A 21,540-nucleotide genomic window follows, 5' to 3' on the forward strand; every position below is an offset into this window, starting at 1 on the left:
AGGCGCCGCCGGGGACGGAGGAGACGGTCCTCTTCACCCTCCCGCCGCCCTCAACAGGGCTCCTATCCGTCCTATACGTATACGTTTCAACCAATAAGGAGTGTTCAATGTTGAGGCCTATGTCGGCGGCGTTGGTCGTGAGTGTCTTTTTCGGATGTAACGTTCCAGAGGGTGCTGAGCCTGAGGAAGAGGTTGCGCGCGCACAGCAGGAGGAGGCGCTGTACTCACAGACGGGAGTCACCATGTGGTCGCCCGGCGCTCAAATTCCGGTGTGCTGGGTTACCGTCGGAAATGACGCGAGTAAGGCGATCATCGTGAATGCAGTTCGCAACACGTGGGAGCGTCACGGAAACGTGCGCTTCAACTGGAGCGGCATCTGCCCCTCCACCGGTTCCCAGCAATTCGTCAGGGTGCTCGTCGAGCTCGGCAGTGATCAGGGCGGCGGTGGCAGCAGCCAAGTGGGAATGGCTGCGCTGATGAACCCCACGCCGAATCTCTCGGCACGCAGTACCCACATCGCGCTGCCGCTCAGCGGGAGCGTGTCACGCACGGAGTACCTCGCGGTGCATGAGTTCGGTCACGTGCTCGGCTTCGGGCACGAGCAGGACCGTGGCGACAACACGTCGACCAGCCATCCTGTCTGCAACCCCGCCGGCTCCATCACTGGCAACAACTTCTCCAGCTACGACCCTGAGTCCGTCATGCACTACTGCAACAGCGGCGGAAACAACTCGGGCCGACTGAGCCAGCGCGACATCTACGGAGTCGTTGTTGCCTACGGTGGAAAGCGCGGCGGCATGATTCTGAGTGATACGAACTCCGGTCTCGCCGTGAACGCCTACGGAGGCGCTTCGCATCTCGGCCAGCTCAAGTTGGTCAACAACTGCACCGCCACGAACACGGACTGCACGTGGACCTACCGCAACGGCATGCTTCTGAGCGACACGAACCCGGGCCTGGCGATCAACGCATACGGCGGCGCTTCACACCTCGGCGACGTTCGCCTGGTGAACAACTGCTCGCCCACGAACACGGACTGCACCTGGACGTTGAAGGACGGCCTGTTCGTGAGCGACACCAACCCGAGTCTCGCGATCAATGCGTATGGCGGAGCTGTTCATGGCGCCCCGCTCAAGTTGGTGAACAACTGCACGTCAGCTTCCACCGATTGCACGTTCACGTACCGCGACATTCCGATTCGCAGCAGCGCTGACGAAGGCCTGATGATGAACGCCTACGGTGGCGCTGCGCAGAATGCATTGCTGAAGCTGGTGAACAACTGCACTTCGGGGCACCCCGACTGCACGTGGTCCATCTCACGCGGACTGATCTCCAACCGGGCCGCACCGTCGCTCTTCGTAAACGTCGAGAGCACCGGTACGGGCGTCAGCCCACTCAAGTTGACCAACGACTGCAGTGTCGGTACCGCCCGCTGCACCTTCACGCTCACCAAGGGCATGGTGGTGAGTGAGCTGCCTGCAGCTGTCATGAACGCGTACGGTGGCCCGTCGCACGGAGCGGAGCTCAAGGTGGTCAACAATTGCTCCACCGCGTTCTCGAGCTGTGTGTTCGCGGTGAGCGGCAACCCCTGAAATAGCAATTCGAGCTCGTTCACTAGTTCGCGAATCCGCCCGGCTCACATGCACGAGCCGGGCGCTTTCATGCCCGCCGCTTCACACGCTGCATCGAGCGCGAGTGCCTTTGTCATGGCTTCACTTCCTTGCCGCTGGGCGGCCCCTCCTGACGCGCAATCCTGGTCACGCAGCGCCGCGTCCTCTCCGTGCGTTGAGGCACCCGCTCAGGGCCGCGCCTCGCCGGCCAGCGCCGCGCGGTGGATGGCCACCCAGAAGTCGGCGGCCCGCCGGGCCCCTTCGAGCAGCGGCTCCGGGTGCCCGGCCCCCAGCGCTGCGCAGAGCGCCTGGGCCCGCGCGCCGTGCTCCAGGTCCACGTCGAGGTGGACGAGGATGAAGCGCGCCTTCGTCCGCTCCAGCCCGAGCCGCCCCAGCCCCTGGCGGGCCTCGCCTCCCAGGTGCCGCGCCACGCCCTCCAGCACGCGCAGCGCGCCCAGGAAGGCGAGCTGCCGCTCCGGCCCGATTCCCTCCCAGAAGGCGTGGAAGTCGGCCACCTCGCGAGGCGTGTCGGACGAGGGCTCGCGCCCGAAGGCCGCGAGGTCCGCCTGGGCCAGCAGGTAGTGCGACTGCTCGTCCCCCGCCAGCTCCGCGAAGAAGGCCTTCAGCTCGGGGAGCGTGGCGCGCTCGGCCGCGAGCCGCAGCCGGTCTCCGCTGCGCCGCGTGTAGTGGTACATCATGTCGAGGAACGCCACGTAGCGCTCTGGCGTCACCGCCGGCAGCCAGCTGGCGACCTGCCGCGCCATCCCGACGGTGAGCGCCTCCAACTGCTCCTCAATCGACGACATCCTCAGTCCCTCCGGTCCGAAAGCAGCGCGCCCAACGTCCGCCGAGCATGCGCGAGGTGCGGCGCCGCCCGCTGGGGGGGCAGCTCGTCCAGGCGCACCACGCCCGCGTCGAGCAACCCCTCCCCACCGAGTCCCCGTCCACAGGCGGTGGGCACCGCGCGCAAATCCACCGGCTGGAGCACGCCCCGCGCGTCCCGGGCGAGCGCGAGCTTCAGCACGGCCCCCGTCTGGCACGCCAGCGTGGGCATGATGCTCAGGAAGTTGCCCAGCGAGTACGCGATGAGCCCCATCCGCGCGGGCCCGCCCCGGCGCACCTGCGTGGGGCATGTGGCGTCCGCGCCGTCGATGGACACCCACTCCACCGGCTGGAGGACATGCGGCGAGGAGCCCAGGAGGAGGTCCGCCCCGCGCTCGATGAGCCGCCAGGCGTGCTCGCGCTGGAGGGCCTCGGGCCAGTACTCGTACTCGAAGCCCCAGTGCGGCATCAGCACCACCAGGTCCGGCCCCACCGCGCGAGCGGCGTCGATGAGCGCGCCCAGCCGATCCCAGTCCGGCGCGTGGAGGGGGCTGCCCAGCCGCGTCACCGGCACCCCGGCGGGCGGCGCCCCCACGAGGTGGTTGATGTCATACGTCACGGCGGCGATGCCCATCCGCACCCCGTCCACCTCCAGGGCGGCCACCGCGTCCTCCGGCCGGGGGCCTCCCACGCAGCGGTGCTGGGAGGAGGCCAGCACCGTCCCCCGGGTCCGCTCCAGCCCTTCGGCGCCCTGGTCGAGCGCGTGGTTGTTGCAGAGGGAGAAGACGCGGTGGCGCGCCGTGCCCTCCCAGGCCGCGAGGTAGTCCGGTGGGGCGTTGTAGTGGAGCGTCTCGTAGACGAGCCGGGGCACGGGCCGCGCCGGGTCCACCGGCGTCTCCAGGTTGGCGAAGGCCACCGCGTCCCCCGCCATCACCTCCCGGACGCCGGGAGACAGGGCGCGGTGGAAGCCGCTGCGAATCCACATCATGTCGCCCACGGCGCTCAGCCGGAGCTCCGGCGCGCCCGCGTGCCGCCAGCTCCCCGAGGCGAGGTGCCGGGCGACTCGCGCGAAGTGCTCCCCGGTTTCGGCCGAGCGCGGCTCCGGCAGGTGCAGGAGGCTCTTGGTGATGTAGCGCAGGTTGAGGTCCCACCGGTACAGCGGCCAGCGGCCGTCCTCGTAGCGGATGTCCGCGTACAGCCGGCGCAGGGCGTTCATGGGCGCTTTCGCTCCAGGGTGACGAGTCGCACGTCCTCCTCCACCACCATGGGGCCGGCCAGGAGGGCCCGCCACATGACGTGGAGGTAGCTGTCGAAGACGGGGGCCCCGCGCGCGAGCAGCTCGGGGCGCAGGCGCGCGTGCAGCCGCGCGAGGTTGTAGCCGGGCACCCGCGGGTAGAGGTGGTGGTCCAGGTGGTGGTTGAGGCCGTTCCACAGGAAGGTGACGAGCCGGGTGCTGCGCACCGTCGTCGCGGTGTGGAAGCGGTCGCCGCGCCAGACGTTGGCGTGGTGGTCGGAGATGGACTTGAGCCCGTTGAGGGGGCTGGCGAAGAGCACCGGCAGCAGCCAGCACTCCACCGCGCCCCCGAGCAGCCCGTGGCCCGCCAGGAGCCAGAAGAGCAGCGCGTAGAAGGCCCCGTAGCCGAGCAGCACCCGCGCATGGCGGCGCAGGCGGGCGGCGTCGAAGTGCTGCACCGGGTAGAGGACGTTGAAGTAGACGAGGCTGAGCGGCAGGCCCAGCAGCACGGTGGCGTAGAAGAGTGCCCACAGCCCGGGCGAGCGGCGGCCCGCGTTGTAGGCGTCAGGGTCCTTCTCGGTGCGGTTCCAGCGGTGGTGCGCGAGGTGGTCGTGCCGCATCGGCTCGTAGGCGATGCCCACGAGCAGGCTGAGCCCGTTGCCGAAGAGGCGGTTCTGCCAGGGCCTCGGGAAGAGGGTGTCGTGCCACGCGTCGTGGTCGAGCTGGATGAGCCCCATGACGCCCTGGGCCGCCAGCAGCCACAGGGGCAGCTTCAGCCAGAAGCCGCTGACGTGCGCGAGCCCCACGCCGGCCAGCCCCCACACGCCCAGGTGGAGGACCGCCATGCCCAGAGCCCGCGCGGGGCGGATGCGCAGCAGCTCCACCAGCTCGTCGCGGGAGGGGCCCGGCCCGGCGGGGGCAGCGGGTGAAGCGCAGACGGGGGCGAGGGCGGGCTGCATGGGGCCTTTAGAGGTAGCGGGGGACGCGCTGGCGGTAGCGCGCGTAGGCCTCGCCGAGGCGGGCGGAGAGGTAGCGCTCCTCCTGGAGCACCAGCCCGTGGAACAGCCCCCCCAGCCCCGCGCACGCCCCGAGCGTCACCAGCGACGGAGCCCAGAGCGAGGCGCCCACGAGGTACAGGTAGGAGAAGACGTAGATGGGGTTGCGCGAGTAGCGGTGGAGTCCTCTCTCGTGCAGCACGGGCGGGGCCTCCCCCGCGTCCACGCCGATGCGGAACGTCGCGCCCATGCCGTACTGCGCCGCCAGCATGCCCACCAGCCCGAGCACGCCCAGCGCCCAGCCCACCTCCGGCGGAAGGGCCAGCAGGGGCCGGCCCCAGGGCAGCTCGGACCAGCGCGGCCAGAGCGCCGCCGCCACCACCGAGCCAGCCCACACCAGCGAGGCGCCGCTGATGCGCCGCGTGAGGCGCGTGTGGGCGGAGTCGGCCCCGGTGCTCCGGTAGGCCAGCGGGCTGCGGCCGAAGCGCAGGCGGTAGACGAGGCTGGAGCCCAGGTGCCCCAGCAGCAGGTGCAGCGAGATGAAGCCCAGGTAGAGCGCGGGCGCGTCGCGAAGCCCCTTCATGGTCCCACCACCTCCGCCGGAAGCCCGAAGCCCGAGGACGCCCAGCCCGCAAGCTGCTCGGTGAAGTCGCGCAGCTCGCCCCGGGTCCACAGTCCCTCGAACGTCGCAGTGTTGATGTTGAGCGTGTCGCCAAAGCCCAGGCCCGTCGCGCCCCAGGTGGCCGTGTGGCTGCGCATGGAGTGGATGCGGAAGGGCGCGTCCACGAAGTGCTTGTCGAGCCGCCCCAGGTAGGTCGCCACCAGCGTGTTGGTGCGGGGCTCGGCCACCAGCCCGGGGCGCGCGTTGCGCCGCAGCACGGGCCCCGGGGCGAGCCGCGCCACCGCCATGCACTCCAGCGCCGTCGTCCAGTGCACGCCCTCGTCGAGCACGCGCCGCAGCGCCTCGCGCACCAGCGCCGCCAGGGCGGGCGCGTCCTCCAGCCGGGCGCGGACCTCCCGCAGGGGAAGCTCCAGCGGCACCGTCGAGCAGCCGTTGCCCAGCATCCGCCCCAGCCCCAGCATGCGCCGCAGGTCCACCGGCACCCGCAGGCGGATGAGCCCGTCCTTCGTGGGCTCGCGCAGCGCGACGCCCGCCAGCAGCGCGGCGAAGAAGACCTCCGAGGCCTGGACGTCCGTGCGGCCCGCCGGGAGTGTCAGGCGCGCCGTCGCCATCAACGAGCGGCCCGCGGTGTCTCCACTGCGGCGCAGGCCCAGGCCCCGCTGCGCGAGGAGCCGGCGGCGGGGGCTCGCGAGGCCCAGCACCCGGCCCGGCCCGCGCAGCGCCGCGAGCAGCACCTTGCCATCCGTCAGCGTCGAGGGGCCCAGCGGGGGCGACTCCGACGCGCGCCCCGCGCAGTGCAGCCAGAGCCGCTCCAGCAGGTGGGCGAGCGCCTTGGCGTCCCCAATCGCGTGGTGGAGCTGGATGGCGAGCAGCCACGGGCCCGGCGCGCCATCGGCCAGGGGGTGGAGGTGCAGCCGCAGCGGCACGTCGCTCGCGAGGTCCACCCGGGTGTTGATGACCCGCGTCACCGCCTCGGGCTCGTCCAGCGGCTCGGCGCCTTCCAGCAGGGCCGCGTCCACCGCCTCGTCCGTGCGCGGTGCGGGCACCCACGCACCGCGCGCGTCGTCCCAGGCCACGTTGAGGCGCTCGCTCTCGCGCACCAGGGCGCGCAAGGCCCCGCGCAGCCGCGCCACGTCGGGCCGCGCGTCGATGCGCAGCAGCACCGTGGCCCAGATGGTGGCCACCTCGCCGTCCAGCCGCGCGAGGAGCGTGTCTACGAAGTTCGCGCGCATCGCTCCACCCATCCGCTCCACAGGGCGCGGGCCGCCTCGCCGTCCAGCCGCGCCCGCCCCACCGCCTCGCGCGCCCGCTCCGGCGCCGGCAGGTGCTGGAAGACGATGTCGTCGGGCGCGTCCAGGCGCGGGCGGAGGCCCGTCGGCAGGTAGCCCGCCGCGAGGAGCACGGGCGTGGCCTCGGCCACCCGCTGGGGCTCGCCCATGGACAGGTGGACGAGGTCCACGCGCGCCCGCGAGGACGGGAGCGCCGTGGCCCCCTGCCCTTCCCCGGCAGGCCCCACCAGCTCCCGCCGTTCGAGCCGCAGGGACTCGTTCCAGTCGAGCGGGCGCAGCACGAGGCCCCCGGCGCGAGGGCGGCGCTCCAGCGGCGTCAGCTCCACCGTCCCCGGCAGGCCCGAGGCGGCGAGGATGGACGCGAGCCACTCCCCCCACGGCCCCGCGGGCAGGAAGCGCCGGCGCGGAGGCAGCGGCGCGAGCACCGTCGTCATCGCCAGCGCCTGCATCGGCAGGCCCGAGCCCTCCACCCCCACCAGCGTCTCCCCCTCGGTGTAGTCGACGATGAGGCCCACCGGCACGGCCCGCATGAAGCGCGACGCGTAGCGCTGCGCCATGAGGTGCAGCGTGGACGTCTGCTGGTGCAGGAAGCCCACGCGCGCCTCGAGCAGCTCCAGGAGGTGGCTCCACAGCCGCTCGTGCTCGGAGCGGTCCATGGAGGTGCGCCGGCCAGGCAGGGCCATGGAGAGCCCCGAGTCCAGGGAGTCCCGCCCCGGCTTGCACCACAGCCCCGTGTGCCAGAGGAGCGTGCCCTGGACGTCGAACTCCCCCAGGCTGAGCAGCGCGCCGGCCCTCCAGAGCCGCAAGGCCCCTCCAGGCTCATGGAGGAAGCGGTAGGAGTAGCTCCCGGCGTAGCGCGCGTGGAGCAGCTCGCGCAGCGCGGGCTCATCGGGCTCCGCCAGCCAGCGGGTGTGCTCGCTGGGCTGGGCGGCGCGAAGGCCGTCAAAAGGGGTGGCGGCGCATTCACTGCACATGGAGCGTCAGCAATGCACCAACAGGGCCAGCCGGGAAGCCTCCCTCCTTCCGCGGGGATGGGCCCGGCCGCCGCCCCGCGCCCCCACCGGGTGTGCAGCCCGCTGCACGAGGTGGAGTGCTCGGCTGCACAGGCGGCAAGCGCCTGCCCGGCCGTGCATCCCCGGCGCCCTCAGTGGGGCCCGGCGTCACGCGAGTGCGCGGAGAGCGTACGCACCACCACGGAACGGCACTCCTTGCAGACGACGCCCGCGCGCTCCCAGTGCACCTGCCTCCCTCAAGCGGGGGCGGAGCCGGGGCTAGAGGAGGAGTGCCCGACCCCCTCCCCTTCGCCCCATGCGTTCCGCAAGAGCGCCTGATCGCCGGTTCCGGCGGAGCCCTGGGACAACGCAATCACCTCCGGCCCCGTTCGTAGGGCAGCGAACAGCAATGACACATCAATAGGGCCCACACCTTGGTGATTCGATGCTCGAACTGAACAACGTCAGCCATGTCTATGGCAACGGCACGCGCGCGCTCGACGGTGTTTCCTTGAGCATTCCACGCGGCATGTACGGCCTGTTGGGGCCGAACGGCGCCGGCAAATCGACGTTGATGCGGACCCTCGCAACGCTCCAGGCCCCGACTGGGGGCAGCATCCGCTTCGGCGACATCGACGTGATTGCCGAGCCCGAGAAATTGCGGCGCACGCTCGGCTATCTCCCCCAGGATTTCGGTGTGTATCCCCGGGTCTCGGCCTACGACATGCTCGACCACATGGCGGTGCTGAAAGGCATCTCCTCGGCATCCGACAGGAAGGCGACGGTCGAAAGCCTGCTGAACCAGGTCAACCTCTGGTCGGTGCGCAAGAAGGCACTGGCCGGCTTTTCCGGTGGCATGCGGCAGCGCTTCGGCATCGCCCAGGCGCTGATCGGCAATCCCGAGCTGATCATCGTCGATGAACCCACCGCCGGCCTCGACCCCGAAGAGCGCAACCGCTTCCTCAATCTGCTGGCCGAGATTGGCGAGAATGTAGTGGTGCTCCTGTCCACGCACATCGTCGAGGACGTCGCCGACCTCTGCCCGCGCATGGCGGTGCTGGCCGGCGGCCGGATACAGCTGGAAGGCGCGCCGCTCGAGCTCATCCAAGGCAGCCGCGGCCGAATCTGGATGAAGGCGCTCGAGCGAGCTGACCTCGAGCGGCACAAGGCGCAGTACGAGGTCATCTCGACGCGGCTGTTCGCCGGGCGAACGGTGGTTCACGTCCTTTCCGATATGGACCCGGGCAACGGCTTCACCGCCGTCGAGGGAGACCTGGAGGACGTCTACTTCGCCACCCTCGCCCCCTCCCGCCGCGCAGCCTGAGGGACGACATGCTCGGCCAGATCGCCGCCTTCGAATTCCGCTACCAGGTCAACAGCCCCCTTTTCAGAGCGGTCGCGGCCCTCTGCTTCCTGGCCGCTTTCGGCGACATGGCGGTGGTAAAGCTCGTGACCCCTGGGGGCGGGAATGTCCTGTTCAACAGCCCGCACTCCATCATCGTGTCTCACCTCGTCGTGTCGCTCGTCTTCCTGTTCGTAGGCGCCGCCTTTGTGTCAAACGTCATCGTGCGCGACGATCAGACCGGGTTCGGCCCCATCGTCCGCTCCACCCGGATCGCGAAATTCGATTATCTGTTTGGCCGCTTTCTCGGCGCGTTCGCTGTCGGTGCACTGGTCGTAGCGACCGTTACACTCGGCTCATGGCTCGGCACGCTGATGCCTTTCGCCAATCAGGAGATGCTCGGGCCCAACCGTCTCTCCGCTTGGGCTTATGGCTATGGCCTGTTCGCGCTGCCGAACGCGCTCATCATTTCGGCGATTCTTTTTGCGCTCGCCACCGCAACGCGCTCGACCGCTGGGACCTTCATCGGGGTGGTCGGCCTCCTCTTCCTCTACCTCTTCTCGCAGAGGCTGATGGAGGACCAGCCACAGCTCCTCAATTTCCGTGTGCTTGCCGATCCTTTGGGAATGTCCGCCTATATGGCGAGCTCGCGCTATTTCACGGCGGCCGAGCTCAACGCCGGCCGGGTCCCCGTGACGGACCTGATGCTGCTGAGCAGGCTGCTCTGGGTCGGAGTGTCGATCGCCCTTCTGGCGCTGGCCCATCACCGATTCCGGTTTTCAGATCGGGGTGTGTCGCGGCGACAGCAGCGCAAGCTCCGGCGACAGGGGGCAATGGAAGCGCCTTCTTCCGCGGCCGGTCCAGTCACGCAATTCACCCGGCTGGCGGAACCGCGCTTTGACAGCCGCACCGCTCTTGCGCAGTTCGTCGCCCGCGCCGCGATGGAAGCGCGCTACATCTTCAAGAGCCCCGTCTTCCTGATTCTTCTCACCATTGCCTTCGCCTTCACGCTTCCGAGTCTGTGGACCGCTTCGGGTTGGATGGGCGTGGCGCTCCATCCGCTCACCTCGGTCTCCGTGCCGATCATCAAGGCAAGCTTCGACACGCTCCTGATCATCATCGCCACCTATTACGGCGGCGAGCTCGTGTGGCGCGAGCGCGAACGGAAGATACACGAGCTCATCGATGCGACGCCGCTTCCGGCATGGGCCTTGATGCTCCCGAAGATGCTCGGCCTGGCGCTGGTCCTGTTCACGACGCTGCTCGTCGGCATGGCGGTCGGCATCCTCGTGCAGCTGCTGAAGGGCGGCGTGGAGCTCGCGCCCGGCCAATATCTGCTCTGGTATCTCCTTCCGGGTGGAGTGGACGTCGTTCTGATCGCGGTGCTCGCGGTTTTCGTCCAGGCGCTCAGCCCCAGCAAATATGCCGGCTGGGGCGTGATGGTTCTCTACATCATCCTTCTGTTTTTCGGGCCCACACTGGGACTCGAGCATCCCCTCTTCCTCTATGGCAACGTCCCCGCCGTGCCTCTGTCCGACATGACCGGCACCGGCAACTTCTGGACGGCGGCCTGGTGGTTCCGGCTGTTCTGGGCTGCGACGGCGGCGCTGCTTCTGGTCGCTGTGCACCTGCTCTGGCCGCGCGGCACCGAACAGCGCTTGAAGCCGCGGCTGCGTCAGATTCCCGCGCGATGGACCGGCAGGACCGGACGGGTGACCATCGCGGCGACTGCCCTCTTCGTGCTGAGTGGATCCTGGATTGTCTACAATACGCTCATCCGGAACGACTTTCGCACCGGGGATTCGCAGCGGTACCTCGCCGAATATGAAAAGCGTTTCTTCCGCTACGCACCCTTGCCACAACCGGTGGTCAGGCATGTCGAGCTCGACGTAGCGCTCTATCCCGAGGAGGTCCGCGCGGAGGTGCGTGGCGGCTACCGGCTCGTCAACGAGACGGAGTCGCCGATCGAATCGGTCCACGTGCGCCTCATGAATCTCGATCTCGACCTCGTCGACATCGATTTTCCGGCGGCGCGGCTGGAACGGAATGACGAGGAGTTCGGCTACCGCATCTATCGTCTTGATGCGCCGATGCAGCCGGGGGAAGCACGCTCGTTCGCCTTCCGAACCCGCCGGGAGCAGGTCGGTTTCCGGGCCTCCGGCACCGAGACGGGAATCGCACCGAACGGTACCGATCTCGACAGCCTCGAGCTGACGCCGCGCATCGGCATGAGCGATGTCGGACTGATTGAAGAGCCGGCCGCGCGCCGCCAATACGGTCTTCCGGAACGGCAGCCGCTCCCGCGGCTGGACGATCTGGCGGCCACGAAAGTCATACCTGGCGGCGACGCCAGCTGGACCACCGCGGATATCACCATCTCGACCCCCGCTGATCAGATCCCGATCGCCCCCGGCAAGAGGGTGTCCGAGCAGGTGCAAGACGGCCGTCGGATCGCGCGGTTCGTGTCCGACACGCCCATCAAGAATTTCTTTTCAATCCTGTCGGGCCGCTATGCCGTCAGAAGGCAGACTCACGCGGGTGTCGAACACTCGGTCTACTTCCACCCCGCGCATCACTGGAATGTCGACCGCATGATGACGGCGATGCGGACCTCCATCGATTATTACAGCCAGGCCTTCGGTCCCTATCAGTTCGACCAGGCACGGATCATCGAGACTCCCGTCTACCGGCAAGGCGGCCAGGCCTTTGCGCACACCATCCCTGTTTCCGAAACGGGCAGCTTCGCCATGGACCTCCGGGATCCGGAAGCGTTCGACATGGTCAGCATGCTCACCGCCCACGAGCTTGCGCACCAATGGTGGGGGCATCAGGTGCTGGGCGCCCGGATGCAGGGCGCCGGGCTGTTGTACGAAACGCTTGCTCAATATTCCGCGCTGATGGTGATGAAGAGGATTCAGGGCGAGGACAAGATCCGCCGTTTCCTGCAGTTTCAGCTCGATCGTTATCTGAGCGGCCGTCGTACCCAGGTGCTCGCGGAGGAGCCGCTCGTCAGCGTCGAGCTCGACCAGAAGCACATCGCCTACGGTAAAGGCGCGCTCGCCCTGTATCTGCTCCAGCAGCGGATGGGCGAGGAAGCGGTGAATCGCGCGCTGCGGCGGTACGTCGACCGGTACCGTTTCACGGTTGCACCCTATCCCCGCTCCGTCGACCTGGTTGCCTTTCTGCGCGAGGAGGCACAGACGCCAGAGGACCAGGCGCTGATCACGGACTTGTTCGAACGGATCACGCTCTACGACCTCAAGGTGCAGCACCCGAAGGCCGTGAAGCGGGCGGACGGAAAATGGGACGTCACCGTGCCGGTCGAGGCGAAGAAGCTCTACGCCAACGGCCAGGGCGAGGAGACGGAGGCGCCGCTCAGTGACCTCATCGAGATCGGCCTCTTCACCTCGGAACCGGGTGGAGGCGCTTTCGACAAGAAGGACGTGATCCGCATGGAGCGGCAGAAGGTGCGCAGCGGAAAGCAGGTCTTCCGCTTCGTCACGGACACGGAGCCGACCCACGCGGGTATCGACCCGTACAATCTCTACATCGACCGGAATTCCGGCGACAATGTCGGGCCGGTGACGGGCTGAACCCGGTCCGGCTCCCTCACGTGGGGAAGGAGCCAGGGTTGGAGGAGAAGCGCCGGCCGGAAGGACGGCCGCTCAGGACATCTGGAAGACGCGGAGCAGCACGAGCGCGCGCTGCAGGTCGCCGATGACGGAGATCTTCCCCGCACCGAACAGCGCCATGGCCTCGCTCGGGTCGTTGTAGAGCCGCTGGAAGTCGCTCTCGGAGAGCGCGAGCGAGATATCCGGCGTGGCACGGCCCTCGTACACGGTGGGCTGCGCGCGCGACAGGTCCAGGGTGAAGGTCCGCACGCCGCTCAGGCGCAGCTCGTACACCCCGCCCAGCGTCCGGGCCTCCTCGGCGTTGCGCTCCAGGGCCGGCTTGAGCCGCTCGAGCAGCAGCGCTTCCAGGGACAGGTCCACGGCCGCCTCCGTCGCCGTCTTGAAGAAGATGCGGTCCTCCAGCACCAGCGCATCCAGCGCGCAGCCGAGGAAGAACTTGATTGCATCCGCGGGCGTCTCGACGATGGGCATGCCCTTGCGGTTGAAGGAGGTATTCAGCAGCACGGAGATGCCAGTGACCGCCTTGAAGTCCTTCAGCAGCCGGTAGTACGCGGGGGACACGTCCTCGGTCACTGTCTGGATGCGGGCCGAGTTGTCCTGGTGCACCACGCTGGGCAGGCGCGAGCGCCACTCGGGGCGCACCGGCGCCACCAGGATCATGTACGGGCTGTCGTAGTCGCAGTCGAAGTAGGTGGAGCAGTCCTCCCGCAGCACGGACGGGGCGAAGGGGCGGAAGTCCTCGCGGAACTTCACCTTCGGTTGCGCCGGTTCCGCGACGACATGAACGCGGAGCTCCGCCGCAACGGCGGCTCGTACACGCTGCGCGTGCAGTAACGAGCACGAAGAGGCCGGAGCGGGTGCGCGCCCTCGTGGGGCTGCCCCGCCTCACGCAGGCGTCCCGTCCGACGCCCGGCGTCCGGCCGGAGGCGTCCTGGGTGAGCAGCGGCGAGGGCTGGAGGCCCCTGCCCGGGAACTGCTCCCACGAAATGCAAAAGAATTCCCCACGTCCCATCCCCCTGGAGAGCACCGCTAGCAGCCGCTCCGAGGGGGAGTGACATGGGCATCCAAAAAAGTACCAGCGCGGCCACCACCAACCGCGTCATGACGACCCGTCAGCCGGAGGCCGTCCCCGTCCGTCCCGGGACGGCCCCCCTCCCCCAGTCGTCGCGGACGCCCCGCTCCCTCCTCGAGCAGGACAGCTTCAGCTTCAAGCCCCAGCCGCGCGGCCCCGACCTCACGGGAGCAGAGCGCACGGTGCCGCTGATGGAGTCCCAGCCCTCCTCCATGGCGATGCGGGCCGTGGGCCTGGGCCCCGTGAAGACGCCGCCCACCGGGGGCGGCGTCACCATTCCCTTCCGCATCCGGCTGGGCCACCTGACACCGCAGCAGCGGCAGGAGCTCACGCCCCGGGAGCTGCTCATCCAGTTGGGCATGCAGTACCACAAGGTGGACCGGGCGCAGGCCGAGGCCATGGTGAACACCGGGCAGCTCAGCTGGAAGGGCAAGGAGCCCACGCTCACCGCGGCGGACCGCAACGCCCCCTTCTACGAAGTCCCCCTCACCGATTACACGCTCCAGGCGATGAGCGACGCGGATGCGAAGGAGTCGGACTCGCTCTTCAACGGGCTGCCGCCGGGGGACCAGAAGCGCCTCAAGGGCGAGGCCATGAAGGAGTTCGAGTCCCGGACCCGTGGCACCTACCGGCCGACGTCTCCCCAGGACCGGGACTACCTCAAGTCCATCCAGCGCGACCTCCTCCTCAAGGAGCTCTTCCAGCAACTGCCCGAGCATGTCCGCGAGGTCCTCTTCAAGGAAGGCGCTCCGGCCCCCAAGGACGCCGCGGCCGCCCTGCGTGCCGGTCAGGCGCTGGCGAAGCTCTCGCCCTTGGAGCTGGCCGACTACCTGAGCAAGGTCACCGGCACCACCTCCGACTGGGGCGCGCTGGAGAAGTCCGTCGACACGTACCTGGCCCAGCGTACGGAGCGGCTGCAGGAGCTGGAGAAGCTCCAGGGCCTGTCCAAGAGGCTGGACGGCCTGGGGGCCCTCTACACCGAGCTCAAGGCCCTCCGGAACCTGGAGAAATATCCCGTCTCGCCTGAAGACGGCCCTTCGCTCACGCGGCACCTGAATGAAATCGATGCGAAGAAGGCCAACCTCACCGCCGAGCTCCAACGGCAGGGCATCTCCGGCATCCCGGAGTTCGAGACCCTGCTCCGCGACTACCGGTCGGCCTTCGAGAAGGAGACGGTGTCGGTGGCCAAGGACCTGATGGGCCGGACCGACCACGCCCTCTACGAGCTGCAGAACAAGTACCGCGACCCCGCGGTGACCCAGGACCTCTACCAGCGGCTGTCGAAGGCGCGCGAGTACGAGGCGAAGGCGGTCGAAGCGGAGCGCTCGTCGGCCAACCTGCAGCTGGGAGCGGATTCCCCGAGCATGCAGCCGCCCCAGGTGCGGCAGCAGCAACAGGAGCTCCGCAACGAAGCAGCGTCCTGGCGCGCGAAGGCGCGGCAGGAGGCGGCGCAGCTCACCCGGGACCACCCCATCCTCCGCGACGAGAAGCTGAAGCTGCGCGACCTGGTCCAGGCCCCGCCCGAGCGCATCCAGTCCCTCATCCAGGAGCACCTGGCCGAGCGCCGGCAGAACATCCAAGACACCCGCGCGAACATCGCGTCGAACCCGGACCTCATCTACGGGTTCGACGTGCTGCTGAGCACCTCCAAGCAGGTCCAGAACATCCAGCCCGGCTCCGTGCAGGACATGCTCATCCAGGACCGGGACGCGGAGCTGAAGTTCGACAAGTTCCTCGTCGACGCGGGCCTGTCCGCGCTGGGGCTCGCGGCCGGCATGCTGTCGGGAGGCACCGCCCTGCTGCCCCTCATCGCCGCGGCGAGCATCGGCGGCGTCCAGGTCATGCGCGAGGTCCAGGACTACAAGGTCCAGGACGCGGCCTACGGCGCGGGGATGCAGGAGGTGGATCCGTCGTTGGCCGGGGTGGCGCTGGCCGTCGTGGGCGCGGGCTTCGACCTGCTCGCCGCCGGCCCCATCTTCGACGCGGTCAAGGCCTTCCGGGCGTCGCGCGTGCGCGACCTGGCGAAGCTGGAGAAGGACCTGAAGGCCGTTCCCAACATCAGCGACGACCTGGTCAAGCGCCTGATGGACGTGGAGCGCAAGGGGATGTCCATGCCCCAGGCCACCCGGGACGTCGACACCGCCGTGAGGGACATCCGCGCCGCGGGGGCGCAGTTCCGGGACGACGCCATCAGCGCGGGGGAACTCAAGGCCAAGCTCCTGAAGGCCGTGGACGACGTGGGGGGAGACCCGCGCATCCGGGCGCGGCTGGAGTTGCTACACCCCCAGCTCGTCAGCAAGGTATTCCAGGACCCGTGGCCGCTGATGAACGCGCTGGCGGCCAAAGATCCTCAGCGCACGAAGCAACTGCTGGAGGTGCTCGATCGGCTGCCGGTGGGCAGCAAGTACGAAACCATCGACCTGCCAGGGGCCATGCGCAAGGCGCTGAGCCAGCCGCCCACCGGCAACGGCGAGCAGGTCGTGGACCCGGCGATGATAAGGAAGCTCTTCCGCGACAAGTTCGGTACGGAGGAAGTCGTCGTCCAGCGGGGCATCCGGATCCCCAAGGGGGCGGAGGTCCAGGGCTCCGTCGCGAACAAGGACGGGCAGATGGTGGTCGTCAACAACATGTCCGCCGCGAAGCAGTACGCGCGACAGGCACCAGGGCTCGAGCGCGGCCCCCTGGACACGGACGAGATGGTCGTCGTCGAGTTCCGCATCCGCCCCGAACACATCCGCAAGGACATGTACGGGTCGATGGAGCACCTCATCTTGAAGCCGGACGTGGACATCATGAAGCTCCCGGGCTTCCGGGTGGTCTCTCGCGAGCCGTACTTCCCGGAGAAGTAGTCCCGGGTCCGCTCGCGAGCAGGAAGCGGGTGATACGGTCCGACAGCCACCGTCGGAAGGCATCCGTCGTCGGAGGGCAGTGCTGGCAGTCCGGGATGGGCTCCGCTCCAGCACCGCCACCTCTCAACATGGCCTCCATCCCGCCAATGCGCATGCGAGAGTCGCCGCATGAACGGGAGCGACTGGGGCGAGCTGGAGCACGCACTGGTGACATCGTGGGACGTGGATACGCTCGCGGTCTACGCGGACCACCTCCAGCAACGCGGAGACCCCAGGACCCGACAGTCCGCCTGAGCGCCAGCAGGGTGGCTCATCTCCTCATTGCAGTACGACCGCGACCGTGTTGGTCGTGCAGTAGGGGAAGCCGCTTGGGTAGTAATAAAACGTGGCATAGCGGAGGTAGGTCCCGCTAGCTCCGCCTGCCGGGGGATTCTGGTAGCCAGTCAGCTCTGAATTCCAAAAGCCGAAGGTGCCAGGATAGGTTTCACCGCTCGATGGAAGATCGGGGCCGTAGAACACAACGGTGAACCGCTGGTAGACCCCCTGATAGCCCGGCGGAAACGGGCCAGGACTCGGATAAAAAGGAATATTGATGTCATAGCTGAAGAACTGGCCACGCAAGACATAGGACGACGGGCTGACATTGAGTGAGCAGTCGTAAGAGTCATCCGCGCGCGAATGGCTCGCTGCGAGCGCTGATACCAACACGACAGCGGCCAGCATTGTCTTAGCCTTCATTTCAGTTTCTCCTCATGAGAGAGACTTCATGAATATCGTCCACACTCTTCCGACAGATCCTCACGGCGATACAAGTGATCATACTTGTCTTTCACGCCAAGTAAACGTGAATCACGACTAAGCGAGAAATCCGAATCATCTTGAGAGTGCTCGAAGATGGGCTCAGTCGGTCCTGAGCGTCGCCCGCTCCGGTGGACAGGTTGGCTACGCGGCCCGCCTCTGCACCTCAGCCGCTCGCTCGTACTCGGCGGGGCTGACATAGCCGAGTGAGGAGTGAAGGCGCCTGCGGTTGTAGAACACCTCCATGTACTCGAACAGCGCGAGCTTCGCCTCCTCGCGCGTCCGGAAGCTGCGCGTGTGGACGAGTTCCATCTTCAATCTGCTGAAGAAGCTCTCGACCACAGCGTTGTCCTAGCAGTTGCCCTTGCGACTCATCGAGCAGGTGATGCCGCGCTCGGTCAGCCGCGCCTGGTAGTCCTCACTGACTCCCCCTGTCGGAGTGGTGCCGAGCAGGGGGTAATGGTGCCGTCGTGGTTGCGCGGGCCCAGCACCCGGCGGGCACGGCCCGATGCCAGCAGCCCTGCCTCGCGCATCAGCCGCAGGCAACGGGCCTTCGAGGTGCGTATGTCCTGAGCGCGAAGCTGGGCCCATACATTGCAGTGCCCCTCGCCCAGAAACGGGAAGGCGGTCAGCACGCTGCGGATGGCTGTCAGCACGAGCACGGCGAAGTCGAACCGCCGTGTGGCAGCGACGAGAGACTCGATCGTTCCGTCCCCAAGGTCGAAGACACCTTCGTCCCAGGTCTGCACGTGTGCCTCCCGCGCGAGGTGAGCACTCAACGCGGCTGCCACCAAGCGTCGTCTAGCAGCAGCCCCAGCAGGTACTGCTCCAAAGCGCGGCGTCGTTTCTGCCGCCCCATGCCGGCCACTATCGACTCGATGTACTCGCGCAGTTCCGAGTCCCGCTTGCGTATCTGTGCAGGGGTCATCCTACCCGCAAAAGCCGAGCACATTCCGGGGGCTCTACACAGCCAACCAAGTAGTACTACTGCTCCGACAATAACTCGAACGGCGCGAGCACTTTTTTTGCGTCGTCGTGTGAGAGCCCGAGCGCAGTGCAGATGCGTTGAGCCTGTCCGCGCGTGCTGTCGAGATCGCCAACAGCGGTGGGGTGCGCATCAATGACACGCTGATATTGCGCAGCCGCCTCTGCGACATTGCGTTGCAGAAGGTGAACCTCCGCGAGTGTGCAAGCCGCCCACAAGTCCTGCCCGTCTGTCGCACTCTTCACCAAGGGTAGCACTTCGCCGGCAAGGCGCGCCGCCTCGTCCAGTTCGTTGAGAAAGAGCGATTTGGCGGCCGCATTGATGCCGGTGTAGTAGCTCTTGGTATCGCTCTGGAACGCAGTGCGGTACAGCTCCCGCGATTTGCGGAGGTGGAGGGTTTTTCCCGATTCTTGATACAGGCCGTCCCACGCCGCCGCGAGGATGCCGAGAGTTTCAGGGTCCTGATGTCCGGCAGCCTTGAGCTCCGAGAGTACGTCGATCGCCTCCTGGTAGCGTTTGAGTCGGCGCAATGCGAGTCCTTCGAGCTGGACCACGCGGATCGATTGAGGGAAATGGGCCCGGGCATGCTCGAGCACGGTACGGGCGTTCTCGTACTCCTTCATCGAAATCAGTCCCTGCGCTGCGGCGAGCACGGGCCCAGGGGAAGCGAGCAGTCCCGGATGGGCGGATGTGCTAAACTCGAGCAGACGTGCTGCGTTCCCGGCTTCGATTGCGCCGAGGATTGCGGTCAGAGCTTTTCTCGTATGCTCGTCGACTTCCTGTGCACGACGCACAGCACCGGGATCGAGCGGTATGCCGCGCATGCCGCACATCAATCTCAGGAGACTTACTCCGCGCGGTCCTTCCGGGCTGTCGCCGAAATCGACATAGAGATCGCTGCGCGCAAACAGCGGAAGATCCGCCGCGTCGAGCTTTGCAAAGACATAGTGGAACGTGCCGGACGTATCCTTGAGAGTGCGCATTGACTGCCGCTCACGCTTGCACCATTCCGAATCGTTCGTACGGCGCGACCAGAGAATAACGCCCGACGAACTCGCCTCGAGCGAGTCGCTGAGCGAAGTCTCCAAGTTGGCACCAGGGACGAGATCGTACTGGTCGAGGAAAGGCTCCCAGCCCGCGAGCTTGAGCACGTCGTAGAGCACCATCGCCCAAGCGCGATCGGAAGAGCGGTAGCTGATGAAGACGTCGTAGGTGTTGCTGCCGCGCTCCGGCGGCTTGGGGGCGAACTGCAGCCATTGCTGCTGGTGCTGCGCCTGCTGCCGTCGGCGCTCGTCCATTGCGTCATTCATGATTCCTCCCCATCGCGTGCGAGCGCGTTCTACGCCCATCGAGCAACGAAGCCATCATGCCACAACGTGACGGAGCCGGTGTGGAGGCCAACCAGCATATGATTTGAAATGACCATGAGGTACGCGCACCTGTCGCCCGAGGCGAGGAAGCGCGCGGTGCAGGAGTTGGATCGACCTGTCCCCCAGCCGCGCGCCGCTCCGGGATAGGGACGCCAGAGGGACACACTGAATGCCCATGATCACACGAGGGCAAAGAAAAAGCCCAGCAACCCGTTGAGATTGCTGGGCTTCTGAATGCGGAGGCGGCGGGAATCGAAGCCGCCGCCTCCCGGGCTATCGCCGCCCTCGATGCTACCGGCAGGCGGTGTGGGACTCCCACAACCGGGTGCCATTCGCGCGGTTCATGACGAGGTTGCAGTCGTCCCGCATCTCCAGATAGGCCCCGGGATTCCCTCCGGTGCTCGTATACCAGAGCGGGCTGCCCGTGCCCGTGTACAGCACGAGGTTCCCGTCCGTCTGCATGATGAAGGTCGAAGTGCTCGTGCTCCACGTCTGTGTATTCCAGATCGCACCCAGCCGGTCATAGACCACCACGTTCCCGTCGGTCTGGTGGGTGACCCTGACATTGCCAGCGCAGGAATAGAGCGTCCGTCCGGGGATGAGTGCCTGGCCACTGCTCAGCTTGCCGCAGGCGGTGAGCGGCGTGGTGTGGACCATGCGGGTGGGAGAGCCGCTGCCTGCGCTGGTCACCTTGCCAGCCGGGGCGTTGTAGACGACCGCCGTGTGCACGGTGGCGGGCGAAGCGCTCGGGTTGCTCTCGAGGTACAGCGCCGCCACGCCGGCCACGTGCGGAGCGGCCTGCGACGTGCCGCTCATGAACACATGAGTGCCGTCGAGCGCAGCGGAGTCGACCCACATGCCCGGGGCGAAGAGATCCACGCAGGTGCCGAAGTTTGAGAAGGAGGCTCGGGCGTCCGTGTCATCGGTTGCGCCGACGGTGATGACTGCAGGGACGCGGCCCGGTGAGTAGTTGCACGCATCTTGATTCGAGTTTCCGGCGGCCACGACGTACACGACGCCCGCGGCGATGGAGTTGCGGACCGCATCGTCCAGCGCCGCATAAGAGGGCGAAGTCACGCTGATATTTGCCACCGCGGGCTTGATGTGGTTGGCCGTCACCCAGTCCACGCCCGCGATGAGGTATGAGTACAGGGTGATTTCATCGCAGCCGGCGACGCGCACGGAGTGAAGGCGCACGTTCTTGGCCACGCCCCACTTCTGGCCCCCCACCGTGCCGGCCACGTGCGTGCCATGCCCGTTGCAGTCGCCCATCCCGTATTGATCAGTGATGGCCGTGAAGTCCCCCGTGGCCCGGCCACCGAAGTCCGGATGACTCGTCATGATGCCCGAGTCGATGATGTACGCGTGCACACCGATGCCGGTCGTCGAGTAGCCGTAGGTGCCCCACCGCGGAAAGAACCGCTCGACATCATCGATGCGGTCCAGGCTCCAGGGGGCGTCGGTCTGCGTCCCGCTCAGCGAGGCCTTGCCATCCTCCACCACGTAGTCCACCTCGGACCTGGCGGCGAGGGCGCGCGCTCCCGCCTCGTGGGTCTGTGCCACGAAGCCCCGCAGCGCGTGCGAGTAGGTCCGGATGACTCTGGCGCCGTGCTGAAGAGCGAGTGCCTGGGCGGCCTCGGGCACACTGGCGTTGCCGAGCCTGTCGTCCTTCAGCACGACGATGTATTGCCCGGGGACGGCGTCGGCGGACTTCAGGAACTTGCCCGCGGCGACGGCGGCCTGGGGCACGGCCGTGTCCGGGGCCGGCTCTCGAGACTCGGCGGTCGGAGACTCGCTACCGCAAGCAGGCAGGACGGCGAGGCTGGCGGTGAGCAAACACCACTTCAAGTGGCTGTGTGGCACGTCAGAACATTGTCTTTTCATGTCATTGCTCCTGATGGTCATCCGAGCGCCCTGCCTCTTCTGGC

The 21,540-nt window shown here is 67.5% G+C and carries 15 protein-coding genes and 1 pseudogene; 5 read left to right on the forward strand and 11 right to left on the reverse strand.

Annotated elements, in window-relative coordinates; translation table 11 throughout:
• The first annotated feature begins 242 nt into the window (after positions 1 to 242).
• On the forward strand, positions 243 to 1,592 hold the full coding sequence (locus tag G4D86_RS01810; protein ID WP_163988690.1) for a zinc metalloprotease: 1,350 nt from the start codon (positions 243 to 245) through the stop codon (positions 1,590 to 1,592).
• A 206-nt stretch (positions 1,593 to 1,798) separates the two neighbouring features.
• Here G4D86_RS01810 and G4D86_RS01815 read toward each other — a convergent pair whose 3' ends face one another.
• The 6 genes from G4D86_RS01815 to G4D86_RS01840 are packed head-to-tail and all read right to left on the reverse strand — an operon-like array spanning position 1,799 to position 7,546.
• The gene (locus G4D86_RS01815) at positions 1,799 to 2,416 is read right to left on the reverse strand and encodes an iron-containing redox enzyme family protein (RefSeq protein ID WP_163988692.1); all 618 of its coding nucleotides are present in this window, start codon (positions 2,414 to 2,416) and stop codon (positions 1,799 to 1,801) included.
• Between the two features lie 2 nt (positions 2,417 to 2,418).
• Positions 2,419 to 3,648, reverse strand: coding sequence for a CapA family protein (locus tag G4D86_RS01820; RefSeq protein ID WP_163988694.1), 1,230 nt, complete (start codon positions 3,646 to 3,648; stop codon positions 2,419 to 2,421).
• Positions 3,645 to 4,625: a fatty acid desaturase family protein gene (locus G4D86_RS01825; RefSeq protein WP_163988697.1), complete on the reverse strand. Its 981-nt coding sequence runs from the start codon at positions 4,623 to 4,625 to the stop codon at positions 3,645 to 3,647. The genes G4D86_RS01820 and G4D86_RS01825 overlap by 4 nt, the downstream gene beginning before the upstream one ends.
• Positions 4,626 to 4,632: 7 nt before the next feature.
• A complete protein-coding gene (locus G4D86_RS01830; RefSeq protein ID WP_163988699.1) occupies positions 4,633 to 5,244 on the reverse strand; it encodes a methyltransferase family protein in 612 nt (203 codons plus the stop codon).
• Positions 5,241 to 6,515 carry a condensation domain-containing protein gene (locus G4D86_RS01835; RefSeq protein WP_163988701.1) on the reverse strand — a complete coding sequence of 425 codons (1,275 nt, stop codon included), beginning with the start codon at positions 6,513 to 6,515 and terminating at the stop codon, positions 5,241 to 5,243. Before G4D86_RS01835 ends, G4D86_RS01830 begins: the two co-directional genes overlap by 4 nt.
• A complete protein-coding gene (locus G4D86_RS01840) occupies positions 6,497 to 7,546 on the reverse strand; it encodes a hypothetical protein (protein ID WP_163988703.1) in 1,050 nt (349 codons plus the stop codon). The genes G4D86_RS01835 and G4D86_RS01840 overlap by 19 nt, the downstream gene beginning before the upstream one ends.
• 463 nt (positions 7,547 to 8,009) lie before the next feature.
• Between G4D86_RS01840 and G4D86_RS01845 the strand changes: the two genes are divergently transcribed.
• Both G4D86_RS01845 and G4D86_RS01850 read left to right on the forward strand, forming a co-directional pair.
• Positions 8,010 to 8,888 (forward strand): ABC transporter ATP-binding protein, encoded by an 879-nt coding sequence (locus G4D86_RS01845; RefSeq protein ID WP_163988705.1) that lies wholly within the window; start codon positions 8,010 to 8,012, stop codon positions 8,886 to 8,888.
• Positions 8,889 to 8,896: 8 nt separating this feature from the next.
• Positions 8,897 to 12,499 (forward strand): ABC transporter permease/M1 family aminopeptidase, encoded by a 3,603-nt coding sequence (locus tag G4D86_RS01850; RefSeq protein ID WP_163988707.1) that lies wholly within the window; start codon positions 8,897 to 8,899, stop codon positions 12,497 to 12,499.
• Between the two features lie 72 nt (positions 12,500 to 12,571).
• On the opposite strand, the gene G4D86_RS01855 is transcribed toward G4D86_RS01850, so the two are convergent.
• A complete protein-coding gene (locus G4D86_RS01855) occupies positions 12,572 to 13,291 on the reverse strand; it encodes a carbamoyltransferase C-terminal domain-containing protein (protein WP_163988709.1) in 720 nt (239 codons plus the stop codon).
• Positions 13,292 to 13,594: 303 nt separating this feature from the next.
• Between G4D86_RS01855 and G4D86_RS01860 the strand changes: the two genes are divergently transcribed.
• On the forward strand, positions 13,595 to 16,459 hold the full coding sequence (locus G4D86_RS01860; protein WP_163988711.1) for a type 1 periplasmic-binding domain-containing protein: 2,865 nt from the start codon (positions 13,595 to 13,597) through the stop codon (positions 16,457 to 16,459).
• 168 nt (positions 16,460 to 16,627) lie between these two features.
• Positions 16,628 to 16,753 (forward strand): hypothetical protein, encoded by a 126-nt coding sequence (locus G4D86_RS53690; RefSeq protein WP_275899089.1) that lies wholly within the window; start codon positions 16,628 to 16,630, stop codon positions 16,751 to 16,753.
• A gap of 24 nt (positions 16,754 to 16,777) precedes the next feature.
• On the opposite strand, the gene G4D86_RS01865 is transcribed toward G4D86_RS53690, so the two are convergent.
• The 4 genes and pseudogenes from G4D86_RS01865 to G4D86_RS01885 all read right to left on the reverse strand — a co-directional run bounded on the left by G4D86_RS01865 (position 16,778) and on the right by G4D86_RS01885 (position 21,496).
• The gene (locus G4D86_RS01865; protein WP_163988713.1) at positions 16,778 to 17,197 is read right to left on the reverse strand and encodes a hypothetical protein; all 420 of its coding nucleotides are present in this window, start codon (positions 17,195 to 17,197) and stop codon (positions 16,778 to 16,780) included.
• A 204-nt stretch (positions 17,198 to 17,401) separates the two neighbouring features.
• Positions 17,402 to 17,702: pseudogene (locus G4D86_RS52525) on the reverse strand (IS3 family transposase); the annotation flags it as partial.
• Between the two features lie 539 nt (positions 17,703 to 18,241).
• Positions 18,242 to 19,552 carry a TIR domain-containing protein gene (locus G4D86_RS01880; RefSeq protein ID WP_163988719.1) on the reverse strand — a complete coding sequence of 437 codons (1,311 nt, stop codon included), beginning with the start codon at positions 19,550 to 19,552 and terminating at the stop codon, positions 18,242 to 18,244.
• A 351-nt stretch (positions 19,553 to 19,903) separates the two neighbouring features.
• On the reverse strand, positions 19,904 to 21,496 hold the full coding sequence (locus tag G4D86_RS01885) for a S8 family serine peptidase (RefSeq protein WP_163988721.1): 1,593 nt from the start codon (positions 21,494 to 21,496) through the stop codon (positions 19,904 to 19,906).
• Between the last annotated feature and the right edge of the window lie 44 nt (positions 21,497 to 21,540).

Origin of the sequence: Pyxidicoccus caerfyrddinensis (assembly GCF_010894405.1) — a bacterium.
Taxonomy (GTDB): Bacteria; Myxococcota; Myxococcia; order Myxococcales; family Myxococcaceae; genus Myxococcus; species Myxococcus caerfyrddinensis.

Bases quoted from the DNA above. Each gene is read 5' to 3' on its own strand.
- G4D86_RS01815 (WP_163988692.1), bottom strand. From the start codon at position 2,416: ATGTCGTCGATTGAGGAGCAGTTGGAGGCGCTCACCGTCGGGATGGCG.
- G4D86_RS01860 (WP_163988711.1), top strand. From the start codon at position 13,595: ATGGGCATCCAAAAAAGTACCAGCGCGGCCACCACCAACCGCGTCATG.
- G4D86_RS01845 (WP_163988705.1), top strand. From the start codon at position 8,010: ATGCTCGAACTGAACAACGTCAGCCATGTCTATGGCAACGGCACGCGC.
- G4D86_RS01865 (WP_163988713.1), bottom strand. From the start codon at position 17,197: ATGAAGGCTAAGACAATGCTGGCCGCTGTCGTGTTGGTATCAGCGCTC.
- G4D86_RS53690 (WP_275899089.1), top strand. From the start codon at position 16,628: ATGAACGGGAGCGACTGGGGCGAGCTGGAGCACGCACTGGTGACATCG.
- G4D86_RS01850 (WP_163988707.1), top strand. From the start codon at position 8,897: ATGCTCGGCCAGATCGCCGCCTTCGAATTCCGCTACCAGGTCAACAGC.
- G4D86_RS01830 (WP_163988699.1), bottom strand. From the start codon at position 5,244: ATGAAGGGGCTTCGCGACGCGCCCGCGCTCTACCTGGGCTTCATCTCG.
- G4D86_RS01880 (WP_163988719.1), bottom strand. From the start codon at position 19,552: ATGAATGACGCAATGGACGAGCGCCGACGGCAGCAGGCGCAGCACCAG.
- G4D86_RS01835 (WP_163988701.1), bottom strand. From the start codon at position 6,515: ATGCGCGCGAACTTCGTAGACACGCTCCTCGCGCGGCTGGACGGCGAG.
- G4D86_RS01840 (WP_163988703.1), bottom strand. From the start codon at position 7,546: ATGTGCAGTGAATGCGCCGCCACCCCTTTTGACGGCCTTCGCGCCGCC.
- G4D86_RS01825 (WP_163988697.1), bottom strand. From the start codon at position 4,625: ATGCAGCCCGCCCTCGCCCCCGTCTGCGCTTCACCCGCTGCCCCCGCC.
- G4D86_RS01810 (WP_163988690.1), top strand. From the start codon at position 243: ATGTGGTCGCCCGGCGCTCAAATTCCGGTGTGCTGGGTTACCGTCGGA.
- G4D86_RS01820 (WP_163988694.1), bottom strand. From the start codon at position 3,648: ATGAACGCCCTGCGCCGGCTGTACGCGGACATCCGCTACGAGGACGGC.
- G4D86_RS01885 (WP_163988721.1), bottom strand. From the start codon at position 21,496: ATGAAAAGACAATGTTCTGACGTGCCACACAGCCACTTGAAGTGGTGT.